Origin of the sequence: Pseudomonas sp. Eqa60, assembly GCF_018326405.1 — a bacterium.
Lineage (GTDB): Bacteria > Pseudomonadota > Gammaproteobacteria > Pseudomonadales > Pseudomonadaceae > Aquipseudomonas > Aquipseudomonas protegens.
In genome coordinates, this window is the sequence record NZ_AP024342.1 from 2,980,087 (window position 1) to 3,000,266 (window position 20,180).

The 20,180-nt window shown below is 65.6% G+C and carries 20 protein-coding genes; 16 read left to right on the plus strand and 4 right to left on the minus strand.

Features of this window, described 5'->3' with window-relative positions; all coding sequences use genetic code 11:
• The first annotated feature begins 83 nt into the window (after positions 1-83).
• The 3 genes from KI242_RS13780 (at position 84) to KI242_RS13790 (ending at position 2,834) form a co-directional block, all read left to right on the plus strand.
• Positions 84-1,553 (plus strand): PLP-dependent aminotransferase family protein, encoded by a 1,470-nt coding sequence (locus tag KI242_RS13780; protein ID WP_011060878.1) that lies wholly within the window; start codon positions 84-86, stop codon positions 1,551-1,553.
• A 75-nt stretch (positions 1,554-1,628) separates the two neighbouring features.
• Positions 1,629-2,549: a DHH family protein gene (locus tag KI242_RS13785; protein WP_015635310.1), complete on the plus strand. Its 921-nt coding sequence runs from the start codon at positions 1,629-1,631 to the stop codon at positions 2,547-2,549.
• 15 nt (positions 2,550-2,564) lie between these two features.
• Positions 2,565-2,834, plus strand: a complete 270-nt coding sequence (locus tag KI242_RS13790) for a hypothetical protein (RefSeq protein ID WP_011060880.1) — start codon at positions 2,565-2,567, stop codon at positions 2,832-2,834.
• A 19-nt stretch (positions 2,835-2,853) separates the two neighbouring features.
• On the opposite strand, the gene KI242_RS13795 is transcribed toward KI242_RS13790, so the two are convergent.
• Positions 2,854-3,774: a MurR/RpiR family transcriptional regulator gene (locus KI242_RS13795; RefSeq protein ID WP_011060881.1), complete on the minus strand. Its 921-nt coding sequence runs from the start codon at positions 3,772-3,774 to the stop codon at positions 2,854-2,856.
• 315 nt (positions 3,775-4,089) lie between these two features.
• Between KI242_RS13795 and iolC the strand changes: the two genes are divergently transcribed.
• From iolC to KI242_RS13860, 13 genes are all read left to right on the plus strand, one after another.
• A complete protein-coding gene (iolC, locus tag KI242_RS13800) occupies positions 4,090-6,030 on the plus strand; it encodes a 5-dehydro-2-deoxygluconokinase (protein WP_212806263.1) in 1,941 nt (646 codons plus the stop codon).
• 130 nt (positions 6,031-6,160) lie between these two features.
• Positions 6,161-7,069 (plus strand): myo-inosose-2 dehydratase, encoded by a 909-nt coding sequence (iolE, locus tag KI242_RS13805; RefSeq protein ID WP_015635312.1) that lies wholly within the window; start codon positions 6,161-6,163, stop codon positions 7,067-7,069.
• Positions 7,066-7,872 carry a 5-deoxy-glucuronate isomerase gene (iolB, locus tag KI242_RS13810; RefSeq protein WP_015635313.1) on the plus strand — a complete coding sequence of 269 codons (807 nt, stop codon included), beginning with the start codon at positions 7,066-7,068 and terminating at the stop codon, positions 7,870-7,872. Before iolE ends, iolB begins: the two co-directional genes overlap by 4 nt.
• Positions 7,873-7,908: 36 nt before the next feature.
• Positions 7,909-8,730: a TIM barrel protein gene (locus KI242_RS13815; protein WP_174395524.1), complete on the plus strand. Its 822-nt coding sequence runs from the start codon at positions 7,909-7,911 to the stop codon at positions 8,728-8,730.
• 77 nt (positions 8,731-8,807) lie between these two features.
• On the plus strand, positions 8,808-10,745 hold the full coding sequence (iolD, locus tag KI242_RS13820; RefSeq protein ID WP_212806264.1) for a 3D-(3,5/4)-trihydroxycyclohexane-1,2-dione acylhydrolase (decyclizing): 1,938 nt from the start codon (positions 8,808-8,810) through the stop codon (positions 10,743-10,745).
• Positions 10,746-10,779: 34 nt separating this feature from the next.
• Positions 10,780-11,790, plus strand: a complete 1,011-nt coding sequence (locus KI242_RS13825) for a Gfo/Idh/MocA family oxidoreductase (RefSeq protein WP_212806265.1) — start codon at positions 10,780-10,782, stop codon at positions 11,788-11,790.
• Positions 11,791-12,003: 213 nt separating this feature from the next.
• Entirely contained in the window at positions 12,004-12,249 is a 246-nt protein-coding gene (locus tag KI242_RS13830) for a hypothetical protein (RefSeq protein ID WP_011060888.1), read from the plus strand.
• Positions 12,250-12,290: 41 nt separating this feature from the next.
• The gene (locus KI242_RS13835; RefSeq protein WP_011060889.1) at positions 12,291-13,217 is read left to right on the plus strand and encodes a sugar ABC transporter substrate-binding protein; all 927 of its coding nucleotides are present in this window, start codon (positions 12,291-12,293) and stop codon (positions 13,215-13,217) included.
• Between the two features lie 66 nt (positions 13,218-13,283).
• Entirely contained in the window at positions 13,284-14,831 is a 1,548-nt protein-coding gene (locus tag KI242_RS13840) for a sugar ABC transporter ATP-binding protein (protein WP_072452259.1), read from the plus strand.
• A gap of 31 nt (positions 14,832-14,862) precedes the next feature.
• Positions 14,863-15,885 carry an ABC transporter permease gene (locus KI242_RS13845; protein ID WP_011060891.1) on the plus strand — a complete coding sequence of 341 codons (1,023 nt, stop codon included), beginning with the start codon at positions 14,863-14,865 and terminating at the stop codon, positions 15,883-15,885.
• 350 nt (positions 15,886-16,235) lie between these two features.
• Positions 16,236-16,640: a TraR/DksA family transcriptional regulator gene (locus tag KI242_RS13850; protein WP_011060892.1), complete on the plus strand. Its 405-nt coding sequence runs from the start codon at positions 16,236-16,238 to the stop codon at positions 16,638-16,640.
• 159 nt (positions 16,641-16,799) lie between these two features.
• Positions 16,800-18,425 (plus strand): methyl-accepting chemotaxis protein, encoded by a 1,626-nt coding sequence (locus tag KI242_RS13855; protein ID WP_125063791.1) that lies wholly within the window; start codon positions 16,800-16,802, stop codon positions 18,423-18,425.
• 121 nt (positions 18,426-18,546) lie between these two features.
• Positions 18,547-18,765 carry a hypothetical protein gene (locus KI242_RS13860; protein ID WP_212806266.1) on the plus strand — a complete coding sequence of 73 codons (219 nt, stop codon included), beginning with the start codon at positions 18,547-18,549 and terminating at the stop codon, positions 18,763-18,765.
• Here the strand turns inward: KI242_RS13860 and KI242_RS13865 are convergent.
• The 3 genes from KI242_RS13865 to KI242_RS13875 form a co-directional block, all read right to left on the minus strand.
• Positions 18,762-19,001 carry a DUF2789 domain-containing protein gene (locus tag KI242_RS13865; protein WP_011060895.1) on the minus strand — a complete coding sequence of 80 codons (240 nt, stop codon included), beginning with the start codon at positions 18,999-19,001 and terminating at the stop codon, positions 18,762-18,764. The two genes, KI242_RS13860 and KI242_RS13865, sit on opposite strands and share 4 nt — an antisense overlap.
• An 84-nt stretch (positions 19,002-19,085) precedes the next feature.
• Positions 19,086-19,457 (minus strand): hypothetical protein, encoded by a 372-nt coding sequence (locus KI242_RS13870; protein WP_123473245.1) that lies wholly within the window; start codon positions 19,455-19,457, stop codon positions 19,086-19,088.
• 69 nt (positions 19,458-19,526) lie between these two features.
• Positions 19,527-19,757: a hypothetical protein gene (locus KI242_RS13875; protein WP_026020108.1), complete on the minus strand. Its 231-nt coding sequence runs from the start codon at positions 19,755-19,757 to the stop codon at positions 19,527-19,529.
• Positions 19,758-20,180: the final 423 nt, after the last annotated feature.

The following is a 20,180-nucleotide window of genomic DNA, read 5'->3' on the forward strand; positions in this document are numbered from 1 at the left end:
GGGGCAGAGGGCGATGGCGCTGAAATTAAGGGGTTTGTGGTTTAATGCCGAGCACCATTTAGGCCGCTTTTGACTGGACCACTATGAGCCGTGGAAAACACCCCGTGCCCCTCGACCTGCCGCTGCCCCAGCACTGCGATGAAGCCCCGGGCAAACAGGACAGCGCCTACAGTGCCCTGCGCCAGGCGATCCTGGAAAAACGCCTGCCTGCCGGCTGCCGCTTGCCCTCGACCCGCACCCTGGCCCAGCGCTGGGGCCTGTCCCGGGGCACCCTGGAAGTGGTCTTCGACCGCTTGCGCAGCGAAGGTTATGTGAGCCGGGCCAGCGGTTCCGGGACCCGGGTCTGCGCGGTGGTGCCGGACCTGTACCTGAGCGCCCCGGCACGGGCGGCGGCACCCATCGTCAGCGAGAGCGAACCACCGTACCCGCCGCTCAGCGTGCGGGCCGGCCAGCCGTTTGTCGCCCGGCTGGCCGACCCGGCGCTGTTTCCCCTGCAACGCTGGACCCGCTCCCTGACCCGGGCCCTGGGCAATGCTTCGGCGCAGTCGCTGTGGGACGCCGACCCCGGCGGCCTGCCGGCCCTGCGCCAGCAGATCGCCCAGTACCTGGGGCAGCACCGGGGCATCGCCTGCGAGCCGCAGCAGGTGATGATCACCACCGGCATCCGCCATGGCCTCGACCTGCTGGCCCGCAGCCTGCTGCAAGCGGGCGACAAGGTGTGCCTCGAAGACCCCGGCTACCTGTCGGCCCGGAGCCTGTTCGCCCTGGCCGGAGCGCGGCTGGTGCCGATTCCGGTGGAGGAGGACGGGATCGATGTACAGCAGCTGCAACACCATCAGGATGCCCGCATGGTCTATGTCACCCCGGCCCATCAGGCGCCCCTGGGCATGACCATGCCGGTGTCCCGGCGCCTGGCCCTGCTGGAGTGGGCCCGGCACAGCGAGGCCTGGGTGGTGGAGGACGACTACGACAGCGAATTCAACTACCAGAGCGCGCCCCTGGCGGCCCTCAAGTCCCTGGACCGGGACGACCGCGTCATCTACTGCGGCAGCTTCAACAAGACCCTGTTCGCCGGCCTGCGGGTAGGGTTCATGCTGCTGCCCGAGCGCCTGCGCCCGCGGTTGCTGGCCACCTTGCAGGACACCGGGCGCTCGGTGGGGGTGATCGAGCAACTGGCCCTGGCCGACTACATCGCCAGCGGCGCCTTCCTGCGCAATCTGCGGGCGGCGCGCCAGGCCTATCAGGAACGCCGCGACCTGCTGCTGGCGATCCTCGCCAGTGAAGCGCCAGGCTGCTACAGCATCAGCGGCCAGCAGGCCGGGCTGCATCTGCTGCTGACGTTGCCGCCGGGCAGCGATGAGGCGCGCTTTCGCCAGCGCGCGGCCCAGCAGGGCCTGCTGTTGCAGGGCCTGGCCGAGCACTGCCAGCAGGTGCGCCGGCCGGCGGCGGTGATCGTCGGCTACGCGGCCCTGAGCCTGGCGCAGATCCGCTTCAGCGGCTCGCGGCTGGCGGCGCTGCTGGTGGCCGAGGCAGGGCCTGTAGAGGGCCGCTGACTGTCATCTGGCTGTCATGTGGCTCAGGCACCCTCGGCGCCCCGGCCTCCGGCCTTTGTGGATTACAGGGACGTCATGATCATTGTCACCGCCGGCGCGGCTTATCTGGATATCGACGCCTACGCCGGCTGCATTGCCTATGCCGAATGGCTCAACCTCAACGGCCGCCCGGCCCGGGCCCTGAGCAGCGCGCCGCTCAACGAGAGCATCCCGGGCACTTTCCGCCAGCGTCTCAAGGGGCTGGACGCCCATGTTCCGCAAGGGACCGAGCAGTTCGTGCTGGTGGACATTTCCAACCACCTGCACCTGGACCCGCTGGTGGACCTGGACCGGGTGGTGGAGGTCATCGACCATCACCCGGGTTTCGAGGCCTTCTGGAACGAGCGCCTGGGCCAGCACGCGGATATCCGCCAGATCGGTGCCGCCTGTACCCAGGTCTACCAGCGCTGGCGCGACTCCGGGTTGCTGCCCAGGATCAGCCGCGACAGCGCGCAACTGCTGGCGGCGGGCATTCTCGACAACACCCTGAACTTCACCGACCAGGGGTGCACCGCGGCGGACCGCCAGGCCTACGCCGACCTGGCCGCGCTGGCCGGCCTGGGCCCCGACTGGCCCGAAGACTATTTCAAGGAGTGCCAGCAGCAGATCGAAGCACAACTGCCCGAGGCCCTGCTCAAGGACCTGAAAGTGTTCGAAGCGTCCAGCAACCTGCCGCGGCGTTTCGCCCAACTGACCCTGTGGCATGCCCAGGGCCTGCTGGTGCGCCAGCGCAGCCTGATCGAGCAGGTGCTGGGGCAGTGGGGCGATGACTGGCTGCTGAACCTGATCAGCCTCGGCGAAGGCACGAGCTACCTGCTGACCGGCAGCCCGGGCAGTGCCCGCAAGCTGGAACGGCTGCTAGAGTGCAGCACCCTGGACGGCGTGCATTGCCCGGGCCGGCCGATCCTGCGCAAGGAACTGCTGCGCAAGGGCCTGGCGCTCCAGGCAACGTCCTGACCCCGGAGAGCCCCAATGGACCTTGAACAACGCTTGCAGCAGGTGCATGACGAGCAGAGCTTCCTCGACTTCGTTCAGGCGCTGATTGCCGACCGCCGCCAGGCGCAGCGCATGGCCCAGGCCGGCGAGGCCGACAGTTGGCAGAACCATTGCATCGAGGATTTTCTCGACGGCGCCCACGCCTGGGCCGAGGCCACCGGCATCGGTGCCACCCAGGGGCTGGTGGAGGCTTCGCCCTGGCAGCGCTTCGCGGTGTTCCTGTACTGCGGCAAGATCTACGAATAGCGCCGCGCCAGCCGAAGGGCTAGTCGTCGAAGCCGCCCTGTTCGTGAATCTCGTCCATCTTCAGTTCCAGGCGGTAGGCCACGGCAATGAACAGCGCCTGGCACAGGCACAGGGTGGCGCTCAGTGAGCGGAAGGCGAAGGAGCTGCCCTCGTTGACCAGCAGCACGCTGTTGGCGCGCTTGGCCAGGGGCGACAGGGTGCTGTCGGTGATGATCAGGGTCTTGGCCTGGTTGTGCTGGGCAATGCGCAGGCAGTGCTGGGTTTCCTTGGCGTAGGGGGTGAAGCTGATGGCGATCACCAGGTCGTTGGGGCGGATACTGCGCATCTGCTCGCGGTAGCTGCCCCCCAGCCCCGACACCAGGTGGATGCGCTTGTTGGTGTGCTGCAGGTTGTACACCAGGTAGTCGGCCACGGCGAAGGAGCGGCGCACCCCCACCACATAGATATTGTCGGTGTTGACCACCAGGTCCACGGCCTGCTCGAAGGCCGCGTCGTCCAGCTCCAGGCCCAGGCGCTCGATCCCCGACAGGGTGGCGCTGATGCAGTCGCGCGCCAGGTCGCCGTCGCTGGCCTTCTGCGACTTGTTGGCGATCAGGCTGCGGATGCGCTGCTGGTAGTTCTGCACCGGCGTGGCCTTGTGGGTGTAGGCCTGGCGGAACAGCGCCTGCATTTCACTGAAGCCGCTGAAGCCGAAACGCTGGGAAAAACGCACGATGGCCGAAGGGTGCACCTCGCACTCGCGGGCGATGTCGCTGATCCGGTCGACCATGATCCGGTCGCTCTGCTGGCTCATGTAGCTGGCGATGCGCTTGAGCTGGCGCGGCAGGCTCTCGTACTCCTCGGTGATCAACTGCAGCAGCCGCTCGGCATTGGCCGGAGGGCTGGCAAGGTCGCTCTCGGGCGTGCGATCGGACAGGGCCGGCTGATCGGTGCGGGACATAACGGATCCTTCTGAGGGTACTGATGGGAGCGACCGCGGGCGTCGCCCCCTGACAATAAATGGGCTGCGGGCAGTCTACAGGGTCGGCGCCGGGAAAATCTTGAGGGGCCGGGCCCCGGGCGCCTTGCTGAAACGATGCACGGCGCAGCCTTGGGCATTGCAGAAAAGTTTAATGGAAAAAATATTCCACGTAAAAAATTTATAGAATAAATATTGATTGGTGTCGGGAGACGTTCTAGTCTGCATCCACCAAGTAGGCCTGCCGGGGCAGTGCGCGACGGCAGGCAGCGGCTGATAAAAATAACAGGAGCCAGCATGGGCCAGACTCGTTTTGCCAGTGGGCGTCAATTGGATCTGATCTGCCTCGGACGCCTGGGCGTCGACCTCTATGCGCAGCAAGTGGGGGCCCGGCTGGAGGATGTCGCAAGCTTTGCCAAATACCTCGGCGGCTCGTCGGCGAACATTGCCTTTGGCACTGCGCGGCTGGGCCTCAAGTCGGCGATGCTGAGCCGGGTTGGTGACGACCACATGGGGCGCTTCCTGCTGGAGTCGCTGGTGCGCGAAGGCTGCGACGTCAGTGCCGTCAAGGTCGACCCGCAGCGCCTCACCGCCCTGGTCCTGCTGGGCCTCAAGGACCGTGAAACCTTCCCCCTGGTGTTCTACCGCGAGAACTGCGCGGACATGGCGCTGTGCGCCGCCGACATCGACGAAGCCTTCATCGCCTCCAGCAAGGCCCTGCTGATCACCGGTACTCATTTTTCCACTGACGGCGTCTACCGGGCCAGCCTGCAGGCCCTGGACTACGCGCAAAGGCATGGGGTCAAGCGGGTCCTGGACATCGACTACCGGCCGGTGCTCTGGGGCCTGGCGGGCAAGGCCGACGGCCAGACCCGGTTCGTGGCCGACCCGCAAGTCAGCCAGCATGTGCAGGGCATCCTGCCGCGCTTCGATCTGATCGTCGGCACCGAAGAGGAGTTCCTGATTGCCGGTGGCAGCGACGACCTGCTGACGGCCTTGCGCACCGTGCGTTCACTGAGTGCCGCGACCCTGGTGGTCAAGCTTGGCCCGCAAGGGTGCACGGTGATCCACGGTGAGATTCCGGAGCGCCTGGAAGACGGGGCGATCTACCCCGGCGTGCGGGTGGAGGTGCTCAACGTACTGGGCGCCGGCGATGCCTTCATGTCCGGCTTCCTCAGTGGCTGGCTGGAAGAGGCCAGTGACGAGCGCTGCTGCCAGTTGGCCAACGCCTGCGGCGGCCTGGTGGTGTCGCGCCACGCCTGCGCCCCGGCGATGCCGACCCGGGCCGAACTGGACTATCTGTTCAGCAGCCCGGTGCCCATCACCCGTCCCGACCAGGACCCGGTGCTGCAACGCCTGCATCAGGTCAGTGTGCCGCGCAAGGCCTGGAAGCCCCTGTTCGTCTTCGCCTTCGACCACCGTGGGCAACTGGTGGAACTGGCGCAGCAAGGTGGTCGCGAGCTCAAGGCCATCGGTCAGCTCAAGCAACTCTTCATAGAAGCGGTGCAGCGGGTCGAAGCCGACCTGCGGCGCCGGGGCATCGAGGCCGATGTCGGCCTGCTGGCCGACCAGCGCTTCGGCCAGGAGGCGCTGAACGCCGCCACCGGGCGCGGCTGGTGGGTGGCGCGGCCGGTGGAAGTGCAGGGCTCGCGGCCCCTGGCGTTCGAGCACGGGCGCTCGGTGGGCAGCAATCTGATCGCCTGGCCCCAGGAACAGATCATCAAGTGCCTGGTGCAATTTCACCCGGACGACGAACCCTTGCTGCGCCTGGAACAGGAAGCGCAGATCCGTGGCCTGTACCAGGCGTCCCAGGTCAGCGGGCATGAGCTGCTGCTGGAAATCATCCCGCCCAGGGACCTGCCCGGCGCTCATCCCGAGGTGCTCTACCGCAGCCTCAAGCGCCTGTACAACCTGGGCATCTACCCCGCGTGGTGGAAGATCGAGGCGCAGTCGGCCGAGGAATGGAAAAAGCTCGATGAGCTGATCCAGGAGCGCGACCCCTATTGCCGTGGCGTGGTGCTGCTGGGCCTGAATGCCTCGGCCGAAGCCCTCGCCGAGGGCTTCCGGCAAGCGGCCGACAGCCGCACCTGCCGGGGGTTTGCCGTGGGCCGCACGATTTTCCAGGAGCCCAGCCGAGCGTGGCTGGCGGGGGAGATCGACGACGACACCCTGATCCGGCAAGTGCAGGGCACCTTCGAACAACTGATCAACGCCTGGCGCAGCGCCCGCCCGCTGTAGGAGCCGGCTGGCCGGCGAAGAGGGTCTTGAGCCTGGTGCCAGGCTCGCCGGCGCCTTCGCTGGCAAGCCAGCTCCTACAAGTACAAGGCCGTTCTCCACGCTTTCATGAATAACAACAAAAGGTGCAGCCATGCCCGCCATCCGAATTGGCATCAACCCGATCTCCTGGAGCAACGACGACCTGCCGGCCCTGGGCGGTGAAACGCCCTTGAGCACCGCCCTCAGCGAAGGCCGCGAGATCGGTTACCAAGGCTTCGAACTCAACGGCAAGTTCCCCAAGGACGCCAAGGGCGTGGGCGATGTGTTGCGCCCTTATGACCTGGCGCTGGTCTCGGGCTGGTACTCCAGCCGCCTGGCCCGGCGTTCGGTGGCCGAGGAAATCGACGCCATTGCCAGCCACGTCGAACTGCTCAAACGCAACGGCGCCTCGGTGCTGGTCTACGGCGAAGTGGCCGACTCGATCCAGGGCTTGCCGGTGCGTCTGATCGAGCGCCCGCGCTGGCACAGTGCACAGGCCTGGCAGGATTACGCCGACAAACTCACGGAGCTGGCGCGTTTCACCCTGTCCCAGGGCGTGCGCCTGGCCTATCACCACCACATGGGCGCCTACGTCGAGTCCCCGGCGGACATCGACACGCTGATGCGCCTGACCGGCGAGGAAGTCGGCCTGCTGTTCGATTCGGGCCATTGCTACATGGGCGGCGGCGAACCCCTGGAGGTGCTGCGCCGGCATATCGGGCGGGTGTGCCATGTGCACTTCAAGGACGTGCGCAAGCCGGTGGTGCAACTGGCGCGCAACAACCTGTGGAGCTTCCCCGACTGCATCGTCAACGGCACCTTTACCGTGCCGGGCGATGGCGACATTGACTTCGCTCCCTTGCTCGATGTGCTGCTGGACGCTGGCTACCAGGGCTGGCTGGTAGTGGAGGCCGAGCAGGACCCGGCGGTGGCGCCGAGCTACGTCTATGCGAAAAAAGGTTACGACACCCTGCGGGCCCTGCTGGATGCCGCGCTGCAACGCAGGAGGGCTGCCCAATGAGCCTGCTGGTTAAAAGCGCTGCAAAGGGCCGGACCATGGTCCAGCTGCAAGAGGGCGCCCTGGAATACGTGGGGTTCAGTGCCTACCGCCTGGGCCTGGGGGAAAGCCTGCCGGTCAGCGCCGGCGACAAGGAGCTGTGCCTGGTGCTGCTCAGCGGCCGCATCGATGTGCAGGGCGAAGCGTCCCAGGGCGCCTTCCAGTGGCCCAACCTGGGTGACCGGCAATCGGTGTTCGAAGACAAATCCCCCTTTGCAGCCTACCTGCCGCCGGGCAGTCGGGCCCGGGTCACCGCCTTGAGCGATGTGCAGATCGCTGTGTGTGCCGCCCCGGGGGCAGTCGATAACGACCTCGGCCCACGGCTGATCCGCCCGGAACAATGCAAGCGCAGCGTGCGCGGCAAGGGCGCCAATACTCGCTACGTCTGCGACATCCTGCCCGACAGCGAGCCGGCCCATTCCCTGCTGGTAGTGGAGGTGCGCACGCCGTCCGGGCATTCCTCCAGCTACCCGCCGCACAAGCACGACACCGACGACCTGCCGCACCAGAGCTTTCTGGAAGAGACCTATTACCACCAGCTCAACCCGCCCCAGGGCTTTGTCTTCCAGCGGGTCTACACCGACGACCGCAGCCTGGACGAGGCCATGGCGGTGGAGCACCACGACCTGGTGGTAGTGCCCAGGGGCTACCACCCGGTCAGCGTGCCCTATGGCTACGAGTCCTATTACCTGAACGTGATGGCTGGGCCGAAGCGGGTCTGGCAGTTCCATAACGACCCCCGGCACAGCTGGCTGCTGGATCTGTGAACGACGCACCTTTGCCGATTTTCGGGGAGTTGGAACATGACTCAGCCTTTGCGTTTTGCCTTGAACCGAATGGTCGCACCGCACCTGCCTCTGGCGGATTTTCTTGACCTGGCACTGGCCTTGAAGATCGATGCAGTGGAGCTGCGCAATGACCTCAAGGGTGTGGAGATCGAGGATGGCACGCCCCCCGAGCAGGTCCGCGAGCTGTGTGAGCAGCGTGGCATCCGGCTGCTGTCGATCAATGCCCTGTACCCCTTCGACCTGTGGGATGAACAGCGCCGCCAGCAGTTGCTGCGCCTGGCCGGTTATGCCCGCGCCTGCGGTGCCGAGGGCCTGGTGTTGTGCCCGCTGAACGACCCCGGCGACCGGCGCAGCGCGGGCCAGCGGGCCCAGGGGCTGGCGGCCGCCCTGACCCGGATCGCGGAGGTTCTTCGCCAGCATGGCCTGCGCGGTTTTGTCGAACCCCTGGGGTTTGCCGAGTGCGCCCTGCGTGACAAGCGCAGCGCCGTGGACGCGATCCGCGCCGTTGGCGCGCTGGATGTGCTGAGCCTGGTGCACGATACCTTCCACCACACACTGGCCGGCGAACCCCAGCTGTTCGCCGAGCTCACCGGGCTGGTGCATCTCTCCGGTGTCGAGGGCCCGCCACTGCCTCTGGCAACGCTGCGGGACGGTCATCGGGTGCTGGTGGGCGCGGCGGACCGGCTGGGCACCACGACGCAGATCGCCGCGTTGCTGGCGGGCGGTTACCGCGGCTACCTGTCCTTCGAGCCCTTTGCCGCGAGCGTTCACGATCGACCGGACCTGCAGCAGGCTCTGGAGCGCAGTATCCAGCACCTGCGCCAGGCCCTGGCCTGACCCCCTTGTAGGCGCCGGCAAGCCGGCTTCTGCACAAAGAACAGTGAGAGTGCTGTATGGCCATTGAAGGAACACAGATGAGCACGATTCGACTGACCATGGCCCAGGCCCTGGTGAAATTCCTCGATAACCAGTACGTCGAGGTGGACGGGCAGCAGAGCCGGTTCGTTGCCGGGGTCTTTACGATCTTCGGCCACGGCAATGTGCTGGGCATCGGCCAGGCGCTGCAGCAGGACCCGGGCCAATTGCGGGTGCACCAGGGCCGCAACGAGCAGGGCATGGCCCATGCCGCCATCGGGTTTGCCAAGCAGCACCTGCGGCGCAAGGTCTATGCCTGCACCGCTTCGGTGGGCCCCGGCGCGGCCAATATGCTGACCGCCGCGGCCACCGCCACGGCCAACCGCATTCCCTTGCTGCTGTTGCCCGGCGACGTGTTCGCCAGCCGCCAGCCGGACCCGGTGCTGCAACAGATCGAGCAGTTCCATGACCTGGGCATCAGCACCAACGATGCCTTCAAGGCGGTGAGCAAATACTGGGACCGGATCAACCGCCCGGAGCAGTTGATGAGCGCGGCGCTGCAGGCGATGCGGGTGCTGGCCGACCCTGCCCAGACCGGCGCGGTGACCCTGGCGCTGCCCCAGGATGTGCAGGCCGAGGCCTACGATTACCCGCTGAGCTTCTTCGCCCGACGGGTGCATCGCATCGACCGGCGGCCCCCCACCGAAGCGATGCTGGCGGACGCCGTGGCGCTGCTGCGGGGCAAGCGCAAGCCGTTGCTGATCTGCGGTGGCGGGGTCAAGTACGCCGCGGCCAACCAGGCCCTGCAGGCCTTCGCCGAGCGCTTCGCGATCCCGGTGGCCGAGACTCAGGCCGGCAAGAGCGCGCTGCTGTCCAGCCATCCATTGAACGTGGGCGGCATCGGTGAAACCGGCTGCCTGGCGGCCAACCTGCTGGCCCGGGAGGCCGACCTGATCATTGGCGTCGGCACCCGCTACAGCGATTTCACCACATCGTCCAAGTGGCTGTTCCAGCACCCCCAGGTGCAGTTTCTCAACCTCAATATCAACTCCGGCGATGCCATGAAGCTCGATGGCGTGCAACTGCTGGCCGATGCCCGGGCCGGCTTGCATGCACTGGGCGAGGCCCTGGCCGGCAGCGCCTACCGCGCCGGCTGGGGCACTCGGGTGGCCGAGGCCAGGGCGCAGCTGGATGCCGAGCTGGAGCGGGTCCACGGCGTGCATTATCAGGGTGAGGATTTTGTGCCGGAGGTCAACGACGCGCTGGACCCGGCGGTGCTGCGCGAGTTCATCGAGCTGACCGGCTCCTGCCTGACCCAGAGCCAGGTGCTGGGGATGCTCAACCAGAGCCTGGCCGACGATGCGGTGATTGTCGCCGCTGCCGGCAGCTTGCCCGGGGACCTGCAACGCAGCTGGCGCAGCAAGGGGCTCAACACCTACCACGTGGAATATGGCTATTCGTGCATGGGTTATGAAATTGCCGCGGCCCTGGGGGTCAAGCTCGCCGCCCCCGAGCGCGAGGTCTATGCCCTGGTGGGCGACGGTTCCTACCTGATGCTGCATTCGGAACTGCTGACCTCGATCCAGGAGCAACGCAAGATCAACGTGGTGCTGCTGGACAACATGGCCTTCGGCTGCATCAACAACCTGCAACTGGGCCAGGGCCTGGACAGCTTCGCCACCGAGTTCCGCTACCGCAACCCAGACAGCGACCAGCTCGACGGCGGCCTGATCCCGGTGGACTACGCCATGAGCGCCGCGGCCTACGGCTGCAAGACCTACAAGGTGAGGAACCTGGAGCAGCTCCACGCCGCCCTGGCGGACGCCCGGCTGCAGCGGGTCTCGACCCTGATCGATATCAAGGTGCTGCCCAAGACCATGCTCCACGGCTACCTGTCCTGGTGGCATGTGGCGGTGGCCGAGGTCAGCGGCAGTGAGAGGGTGGCCGCCGCGGCCGCCGCCATCGATCAGCAGTTGGCCAAGGCGCGCCAGTACTGAAGCTCCCTAACCGAACAACCACAGGAGTACACCCATGTCTTTGCAGCTAGGCGTTATCGGCACTGGTGCCATAGGTCAGGATCACATTCGGCGTTGCAGCCAGACCCTGCAGGGCTGCCGGGTGGTGGCGGTGACCGACATCGACCCGCAGCAGGCGGCCCGGGTGCTGGCCGGGCTCACGCTTGAGGCCGAGGTCTACCCCGACGGCCATGCCCTGATCCAGGCGCCGGAGGTCCAGGCGCTGCTGGTGACGTCCTGGGGCCCGAGCCACGAAGAGTTCGTGCTGGCGGCCATCGCCGCCGGCAAGCCGGTGTTCTGCGAAAAGCCCCTGGCGGTGACCGCCGCCGGCTGCCGGCGCATCGTCGAGGCCGAGATTGCCCACGGCCGGCGCCTGGTGCAGGTGGGGTTCATGCGCCCCTACGACGCCGGCTACCAGGCGCTCAAGGCGGTGCTGGACAGTGGGCGCATCGGTGAGCCGCTGATGCTGCACTGCGCTCACCGCAACCCGCGGGTGGGGGAGAACTACAAGACCGACATGGCCATCACCGACACCCTGATCCACGAGCTGGATGTGCTGCGCTGGCTGCTGGCGGACGACTATGTGTCGGTGCAGGTGCTGTTCCCGCGCAAGACCGGCAAGGCCCACGCTCAACTGCGCGACCCGCAGATCGTGCTGCTGGAAACCGCCCGGGGCACGCGGATTGACGTGGAGATCTTCGTCAACTGCCAGTACGGCTACGACATCCAGTGCGAAGTGGTGGGTGAGAGCGGCATCGCCCGCCTGCCGGAGCCGCCCCAGGTCCAGCTGCGCAGCGCGGCCAGCCTGTCCAGCGCGATCCTGATGGACTGGAAGGAGCGCTTCATCGCCGCCTATGACGTCGAGCTGCAGGCCTTTGTCGATGGCGTGCGCGCTGGCCGGGTGGGTGGGCCCTCGGCTTGGGACGGCTTGGCCGCGGCGGTGGCGGCCGACGCCTGCATCAAGGCCCAGCAGAGCGGGGCGATCGTCCCCATCAGCCTGCCCCAGCGCCCGGCGCTCTACGCCTGAACCCCGGGATTTCTGTAGGCGCCGGCTTGCCAGCGAAGGTGTTTTCCAGGGCGCTGCAAGGCGTGCGGGCCCCTTCGCCGGCAAGCCGTCTCCTGCGGGAAGCGAGGGATCGGGCTGCTGGAAATGCAATTGCAGTAAAATTCTAAAATGAGTTGATATAGAAATTATTTTCCAATAAAGTCGTTTCCAGGTAGCCGACCCTACAAGGTTCCCATGGCCTTCAAGCCCCGCTTGAGCCCTGGAGAACCCACCAACAAGAACAAACAGGTGCCGTCGATGAAAACCTTCCGCTCTGCTCTGCAATGGCTGTCCCGTACCCGGGGCGCCGCCTCCCGCGATCTGCCCGTCACTCCCTGGTCCTCTCGTTTATTGACCCTGCTCAGCGGCCTGTGTGTCGAACACCAGGGCGCGCTGCTGGGCTGCATGCCCGGGGCCCCGGTTCTGTATTCGCCGGCCTGAGCACGGCCACCCACCAACAAGCATGTGGAGAACGACTCTTAATGAACATTCAGAACCGAGTGGCGTGTCTTGCCCTGTCGCTGATGCTGTTCAGTGGCGCGGCGCTGGCCCAGGTGCGCATCGGCGTGAGCATGTCGCAGTTCGACGACACCTGGCTGACCTACCTGCGCGAGTCCATGGACCAGAAGGCCAGGTCCATGCCCGAAGGCGTGCAGTTGCAGTTCGAGGACGCCCGCAGTGATGTGGTCAAGCAACTGAGCCAGGTGGAAAGCTTCATCAGCCAGAAGGTGGACGCCATCGTGGTCAACCCGGTGGATACCGCCGCCACTCGCAAGATCACCGAGGCGGCGGTCAAGGCCGGGATTCCCCTGGTCTACGTCAACCGTCGCCCGGACGACCTGAACCTGCCCAAGGGCGTGGTCACCGTGGCCTCCGACGACCTGGAGGCAGGCAAGATGCAGATGCAGTACCTGGCCGAGAAAATGGGCGGCAAGGGCAGCATCGTGATCCTTCTCGGCGACCTGGCGAACAACTCCACCACCAATCGCACCAAGGGGGTCAAGGAGGTGCTGGCCCGGTACCCCGGGATCAAGGTCGACCAGGAACAGACAGGCGTCTGGCTGCGGGACAAGGGCATGACCCTGGTCAACGACTGGCTGACCCAGGGCCGCGAGTTCAATGCGGTGGTGGCCAACAACGACGAGATGGCCATCGGTGCGGCCATGGCCCTGAACCAGGCCGGGGTGGCCAAGGGCAGCGTGCTGATCGCCGGGGTCGACGGCACCCCCGACGGGCTGCGCGCGGTGCAGCGCGGCGAGCTGGCGGTGTCGGTGTTCCAGGACGCCAAGGGCCAGGCCGACGGCTCGGTGGAAACCGCGGTGAAGATGGCCAACAAGCAGCCGGTGGACGCCGCGGTGTGGATTCCCTACCGCCTGATCACCCCGGAAACGGTCGCCCAGTTCAAGTAGGCGCCGGCCCTTCAATCACACGCGGGTCGGGCGGCGCTGGCTGCCCGGCCGCTGGAGTAGCTGATCATGAACGCTTGTGCTACTGCTTCGAGCCTGCACTCCCTGAGCCCGGCCGTGGCGCCCCAGGAGCCCTACCTGCTGGAAGTGCTGAATGTCAGCAAGGGCTTTCCCGGGGTGGTGGCCCTGGCCAACGTGCAACTGCGGGTACGCCCCGGCACGGTCCTGGCGCTGATGGGCGAAAACGGTGCCGGCAAGTCGACCCTGATGAAGATCATCGCGGGCATCTATCAGCCCGACTCCGGCGAACTGCGCCTCAAGGGCCGGCCGGTGACCTTCGCCACGCCGCTGGCGGCGCTGCAGGCGGGGATCGCCATGATCCACCAGGAACTCAACCTGATGCCGCACATGAGCATCGCCGAGAACATCTGGATCGGCCGCGAGCAACAGAACCGCCTGGGCCTGATCGACCACCGGGAAATGCACCGCTGCACCGCCGCCTTGCTGGCGCGCCTGCGCATCGAACTGGACCCCGAGGAGCAGGTGGGCAACCTGAGCATCGCCGAGCGCCAGATGGTGGAGATCGCCAAGGCCGTGTCCTATGACTCCGACGTGCTGATCATGGACGAGCCGACCTCGGCCATCACCGACAAGGAGGTGGCGCACCTGTTCTCGATCATTGCCGACCTCAAGGCCCAGGGTAAGGGCATCGTCTATATCACCCACAAGATGAACGAAGTGTTCGCCATTGCCGATGAAGTGGCGGTGTTTCGCGATGGCGCCTACATCGGCCTGCAACGGGCCGACAGCCTGGACGGCGACAGCCTGATCTCGATGATGGTGGGGCGCGAGCTGAGCCAGCTGTTTCCCCAGCGCGAGAAGCCTATCGGCGAGCTGCTGCTCAAGGTCCGCGACTTGCGCCTGGACGGGGTGTTCAAGGGCGTGTCCTTCGATCTGCATGCCGGGGAGATCCTCGGCATTGCCGGGCTGATGGGCTCGGGGCGAACCAATGTCGCCGAAACCCTGTTCGGCATCACCCCAAGCGATGGCGGCGAGATTGTCCTCGACGGCCAGCCCCTGCGCATCGGCGACCCGCACCGGGCGATCGAGAAGGGCCTTGCCCTGCTGACCGAGGATCGCAAGCTCAGTGGCTTGTTCCCCTGCCTGTCGGTCCTGGAAAACATGGAAGTGGCGGTACTGCCGCACTACGCCGGCGGCGGTTTTGTCCAGCAGAAGGCCTTGCGCGCCTTGTGCGAGGACATGTGCAGGAAGCTGCGGGTCAAGACCCCGTCCCTGGAGCAATGCATCGACACCCTGTCCGGGGGCAATCAGCAGAAGGCCCTGCTGGCGCGCTGGCTGATGACCCAGCCGCGGATCCTGATTCTCGACGAGCCGACCCGGGGCATTGACGTGGGAGCCAAGGCTGAGATCTACCGCCTGATCGCCAGTCTGGCCGGTGAGGGCATGGCGGTGATCATGATTTCCTCGGAACTGCCCGAGGTGCTGGGCATGAGCGACCGGGTCATGGTCATGCACGAAGGGCAACTGATGGGCACCCTGGACCGCAACGAGGCGACCCAGGAACGGGTCATGCAACTGGCTTCGGGCCTGAACTAGACGACATTCAACCCAAGGGTGGTGGCTGGCAATGAACGCGATAATCGACAACAAACCCGCGGCGGTGGCAGTCAAGCCCCGGCGACGACTGCCCACCGAGCTGAGCATCTTCCTGGTGCTGATCGGTATCGGCCTGGTGTTCGAGCTGTTTGGCTGGATCGTCCGCGACCAGAGTTTCCTGCTCAATTCCCAGCGCCTGGTGCTGATGATTCTCCAGGTCTCGGTGATCGGCCTGCTGGCCATCGGCGTGACCCAGGTGATCATCACCACCGGCATCGACCTGTCTTCCGGTTCGGTGCTGGCCCTGTCGGCGATGATTGCCGCCAGCCTGGCCCAGACCTCGGACTTCACCCGGGCGGTGTTTCCCTCGCTGACCGACCTGCCGGTGTGGATCCCGGTGCTCGCCGGGCTCGGGGTCGGCCTCCTGGCGGGGGCGATCAACGGCAGTGTGATTGCCCTGACCGGCATTCCTCCCTTTATTGCCACCCTGGGGATGATGGTCTCGGCCCGGGGGCTGGCGCGTTACTACACCCAGGGCCAGCCGGTGAGCATGCTCTCCGATTCCTACACCGCCATCGGCCACGGGGCGATGCCGGTGGTGATCTTCCTGGTGGTGGCGCTGATCTTTCATATCGCCCTGCGCTACACCAAGTACGGCAAGTACACCTATGCCATCGGCGGCAACATGCAGGCGGCGCGGACTTCGGGGATCAACGTCAAGCGCCACCTGGTGATTGTCTACAGCATTGCCGGGCTGCTGGCGGGGCTGGCCGGGGTGGTGGCCTCGGCGCGGGCCGCCACCGGGCAGGCGGGGATGGGCATGTCCTACGAGCTGGACGCGATTGCCGCGGCAGTGATCGGCGGCACCAGCCTGGCCGGCGGGGTGGGGCGCATCACCGGCACCGTGATCGGCGCGCTGATCCTCGGGGTCATGGCCAGTGGCTTCACCTTTGTCGGGGTCGATGCCTACATCCAGGACATCATCAAGGGCCTGATCATCGTGGTGGCGGTGGTCATCGACCAGTACCGCAACAAGCGCAAGCTCAAGCGCTGAGCAGGGGAGAGGCGCCGGCCGGTGCCCCTGGAAATCGTTGAAAACGGCCAGAATCCGCCGTCCGGCACTGCCGTTTGTCTTCTAAAAGACCCATGGCTATGGAATTTTTTGTTATAAACGCACTCCAATAAACGCCACCAAAGCCCGCATTTGCGGGCTTTGTGCGGTTTGTCGGACAGATTCGCTGTCATTTCAGTTGCTGCGCCCTCAAACCGGCCTTAGACTGCCGCCCCTCGTAAATTGAGTGCCGGGTGGCGCTTGGAAGGTATGGCGCCTTTCTGATGACCTGACGGGTCAACCGGAAACAGTTTGAATTCGCCTTAATGCACGTATTTTTTATAGAGAAATCAATGACCAAGGAAAAGTTGCTGGCCATGCCGGCGGATGACTACATGAATGCCGAGCAGCACGCTTTTTTCAGCGACCTGTTGCAAGCCATGAAGGTGGAAACCCACGAGCGCATCGAACAGAACCGGATCGCCATTGAAAGCCTGGACACCCCGGCTGACCCGGCCGACGCCGCTTCCGTCGAAGAAGAGCGCACCTGGTTGGTCAACGCCATTGATCGCGACCAGCGCATGCTGCCGCAACTGGAACAGGCCCTGGGCCGGATCAGCGACGACAGCTTCGGCTGGTGCGACGACAGCGGCGAGCCGATCGGCCTCAAGCGCCTGCTGATCAGCCCCACCACCAAGTACTGCATCGAGGCCCAAGAGCGCCACGAGCAGATCGACAAGCATCAGCGTCAAGCCTGATCGCCAGCCCCCGCCACAGCGGGGGCTCTGTTTTTTCGGGCAGTGCCCGCCCGCACATTCTCTTGATCTGCTGCAAACCCGCGACTAAGGGACCATGGATAATGGCCCTCTAGTGGCGTCTAATGCCGCAAACAATTAGAACGATGTGGGGTGACACAGATGTCAAGAGATGGATCTCTAGCGGCGCCGGTCGCGCAGCCGCTGGCAACACCCGAAACCGCCGCCCGCTGGTGGACGCCGTCCTTGCAGAGCGCGGCGCTGATGGCGCTGTTCGCCGGCCAGGCCCTGGGCGGCTGGTCGCTGTACCTGTGCCTGCCCGTGGCGGTGCTGGTGATCTGGCTGCCGCGGTTGCGCGGGCGCGGGCGGCCCCTGGTGGCGAACGCGACGGCTGACGATCAGTTGTCGGCGCTGACCCGCGACCTGTCCTACGGCACCACCCATAACGCACTGTCCGCGGCGGGCGTGGCCTACTCGGTGACCCAGCTGGCAGGCAAGCTGCAATCCCAGCTCGACGCCGCCGCGCGCATCGTCGGCAACGCCGAAGTGATGATCAAGACCGAGCAGGTCACCTCCCAACTCAGCCAGCAGGCCCTGGGCGCCGCCAGCGAGGCCCACGCCAGCAGCGCCGAAGGGCGCACGGTGCTGGGGGAATCCATCAGCCGCATGCACCTGCTCAGCCAGCGCGCCAATGGCAGCCGTGAGCTGATCGAGGCCCTGAGCCAGCGCAGCGAGGAGATCCAGCGGGTGACCCTGGTGATCCAGTCCATCGCCAGCCAGACCAACCTGCTGGCGCTGAATGCGGCCATCGAGGCAGCCCGGGCCGGGGAGCACGGGCGCGGTTTCGCGGTGGTGGCCGATGAGGTGCGCGGGCTGGCCGGGCGCACCGCCGCGGCCACCGACGAGGTCGGGGTGATGGTGGCGGATATCCAGCAGCGCACCAGCGACGTGGTGGAGCAGATCCGCCAGCTGGCCGACGACCTCAACCTGGGGGTCGAGCAGGTGGAGCACACCGGTCGTCACCTGGACAACATCGCGCGCCTGGCGGCCGGGGTGGAAGGGCAGGTCAGCGAGATCGCCCGGGGCGCCGAGACCAACCGCGAGCAACTGGACAGCCTGTTTCATGCCGTGGAGCAGATGCGCAGCGACCTGGCGGTCAGCGACCAGCAGACCCGCAGCCTGGCGCAGGCCGCGGTGCAGATGGAAGGGCAGGCGGAAACCATCAGCGAACGCCTGGCGGCGGTGGGCCTGGATGACTATCACCAGCGCATCTACGACCTGGCCCGCGAAGGCGCGCGGCGCATTGCCGAGCAGTTCGAGGCCGACCTGGAGCAGAACCGCATCAGCCTCGACGATCTGTTCGATCGTCACTACCAGTTGATCGCCAACACCGACCCGGCCAAATACCAGACCCGCTTCGACCGCTACACCGATCAGGTGCTGCCGCCGATCCAGGAATCCCTGCTGCCGCGCCACGATGGCCTGGTGTTCGCCATCGCCTGTACCCAGGAAGGCTACGTGCCGACCCACAACAAGGTTTTTTCCCAGCCGCTGACCGGCGACCCCGAGGTGGACAACCTGCATAACCGCAGCAAGCGCAAGTTCGCCGACCGCACGGGGATCCGTTGTGGCAGCCACCAGCAACCGCTGCTTCTGCAGACCTATACCCGGGATACCGGCGAGCTGATGCATGACCTTTCGGTGCCAATCATGGTCCGCGGCCGGCACTGGGGCGGGCTGCGCCTGGGTTACAAACCCGAGCAGGCGCCAGGCTCGGGCAAGGGCTGAGGCCTCCATTGTTACGCTATCGGTAATGCTGCAATGCAGGAACAGGCTGTTCCAGGGGCCGGCAAGTTAGTTAGTATGCCAACATCGTTAGGCAGCTAACTAATTTTCTGGAGGTAGCTCCATGTACAGCAAAGTCGATGTAGCGGTGATGATTGGCAGCGGTGTGCCAGCCAGCCTGCGGGCCCAGGGCCGTCGTGCGTGCTGGGTGGTTCTGGTCAATGGCGAGCAGCGCGGCACGGCCTTTGCCAGCCGCGCCGAGGCCGAGGAGTGCCGGCTGGCCTGGCAGCAGCAGCTGCAGGTGCTGCTGCCCGGCGGCCGGCACCTGCGGCATTCGGCTTAACCGGCCTGGTGCAGGCGCAGGTTGAGCTCGTCCACCACGGGCGCCCAGTCGGCGTCTTCGCGCAGTTGCTGTTTGAGAAAGGCCGCTTGCTGGGGCGTCCAGAAGGGGGCGTCGATCATTTTCAGGTCTTCGTCCAGGGGCGAGTGCCGGGCGATGAAACCATCGATGGCGGCGGGGCTGGAATCCAGGCCCAACTGGTCGAACAGCCCTTCGAGGTTATGGGTGGGCGCTTCCATGGTGATCTCCTTGGGTGACGGGCAGCACCGGCGCTGCCTCAGTGCATCTGAGGCATGGCAGGCGCGCAAGTTCGATCCAAGGGTTCAGGCCAGGGTGCCGCTCTCGGCCTGGAACAACGCCGTCTGGGCCATGGACAGGGCAGTGCTGTAGGCCATGACCTGGGCCCGGGCGGACGACAGGGCCATGGCCCGGCCGGTGTCGGAGCCGGAACTGGCTTCCTTGACTGTGGCCAGGCGGGCCTTGGCCCGCTGCAGTTTCTGTTGCAGCAGCTCGATCTGCTTTTTCAGTTGGCGGATGCGTTTCTTCTTCGCCAGCAACAGCGCCTCTTCCGGGGTTTGCGCGCTGGAGCGGCTCAGGACCAGGGTCTCGCCATCGTCCGAGGCTTCCAGTACCGCAGTGCTTGGATCCGGCTTGAGGAAGTCGGCCAGGCGAGATGGGGGTTTGAAGTCGATCATCATGATGCTCTTAAACGGATCTCGCCTTTGTATCGGTCGCGCTGTCGGATCCTTGACTGGCGCTGTCTGTCAGGCGTTCAGGGCGCCCTGGTCGATGGCCTGCTTGAGGGCCTTGGCCGACGCTCTGGCTGCCGCGGCAGCGTCTTCCGAGGTCTTGAACCAGCGATCGCGTTCCACCTGGTGGAAGGTGACCTGGGTCAGTGGGGGTTTGGCGCGCATGGCAATCACGGCCTGGAACTCGCCTTCGACTTCTCTGCACTCGCCACGAATGAAAAACTCGCCAATATCTAGTTCGGTCACTTCTAGCCTTCCCTTGGAGATGAGTGAGTGCTTGAACGCCCCCCAAGAGGGGGGCATTCAATCAATGGCGGAGTATGGCAGTTGTTGGGTGATGGCGGGCTGAGTTATATCATTTGGATTCTAGGTGGCGATTATTCTGATGATCTAATCTGAAACTTCCTGCTTCTGTTGCTGGGTAATATTACCGGCTGCGCGTCAACTCCGGCTTTTGCTGAAGTGGGGGCGCGCGAAGCCGGTGTGCGCTTTAAATAGTCGAAATGCACAAAGTTGCTCTAGAATTGCCTCTGCAACCCGAAGTGGCTGCCGACCGGGGGAATCGTGACCCGGGTGCATCCGGCCAGCAGGCCTGTTCCAGCACCCACCCCCGACGACGCGCCGCCACGCTTTGCGGGTCAGAGCTCACTCCTCACGCCTTCGACATGT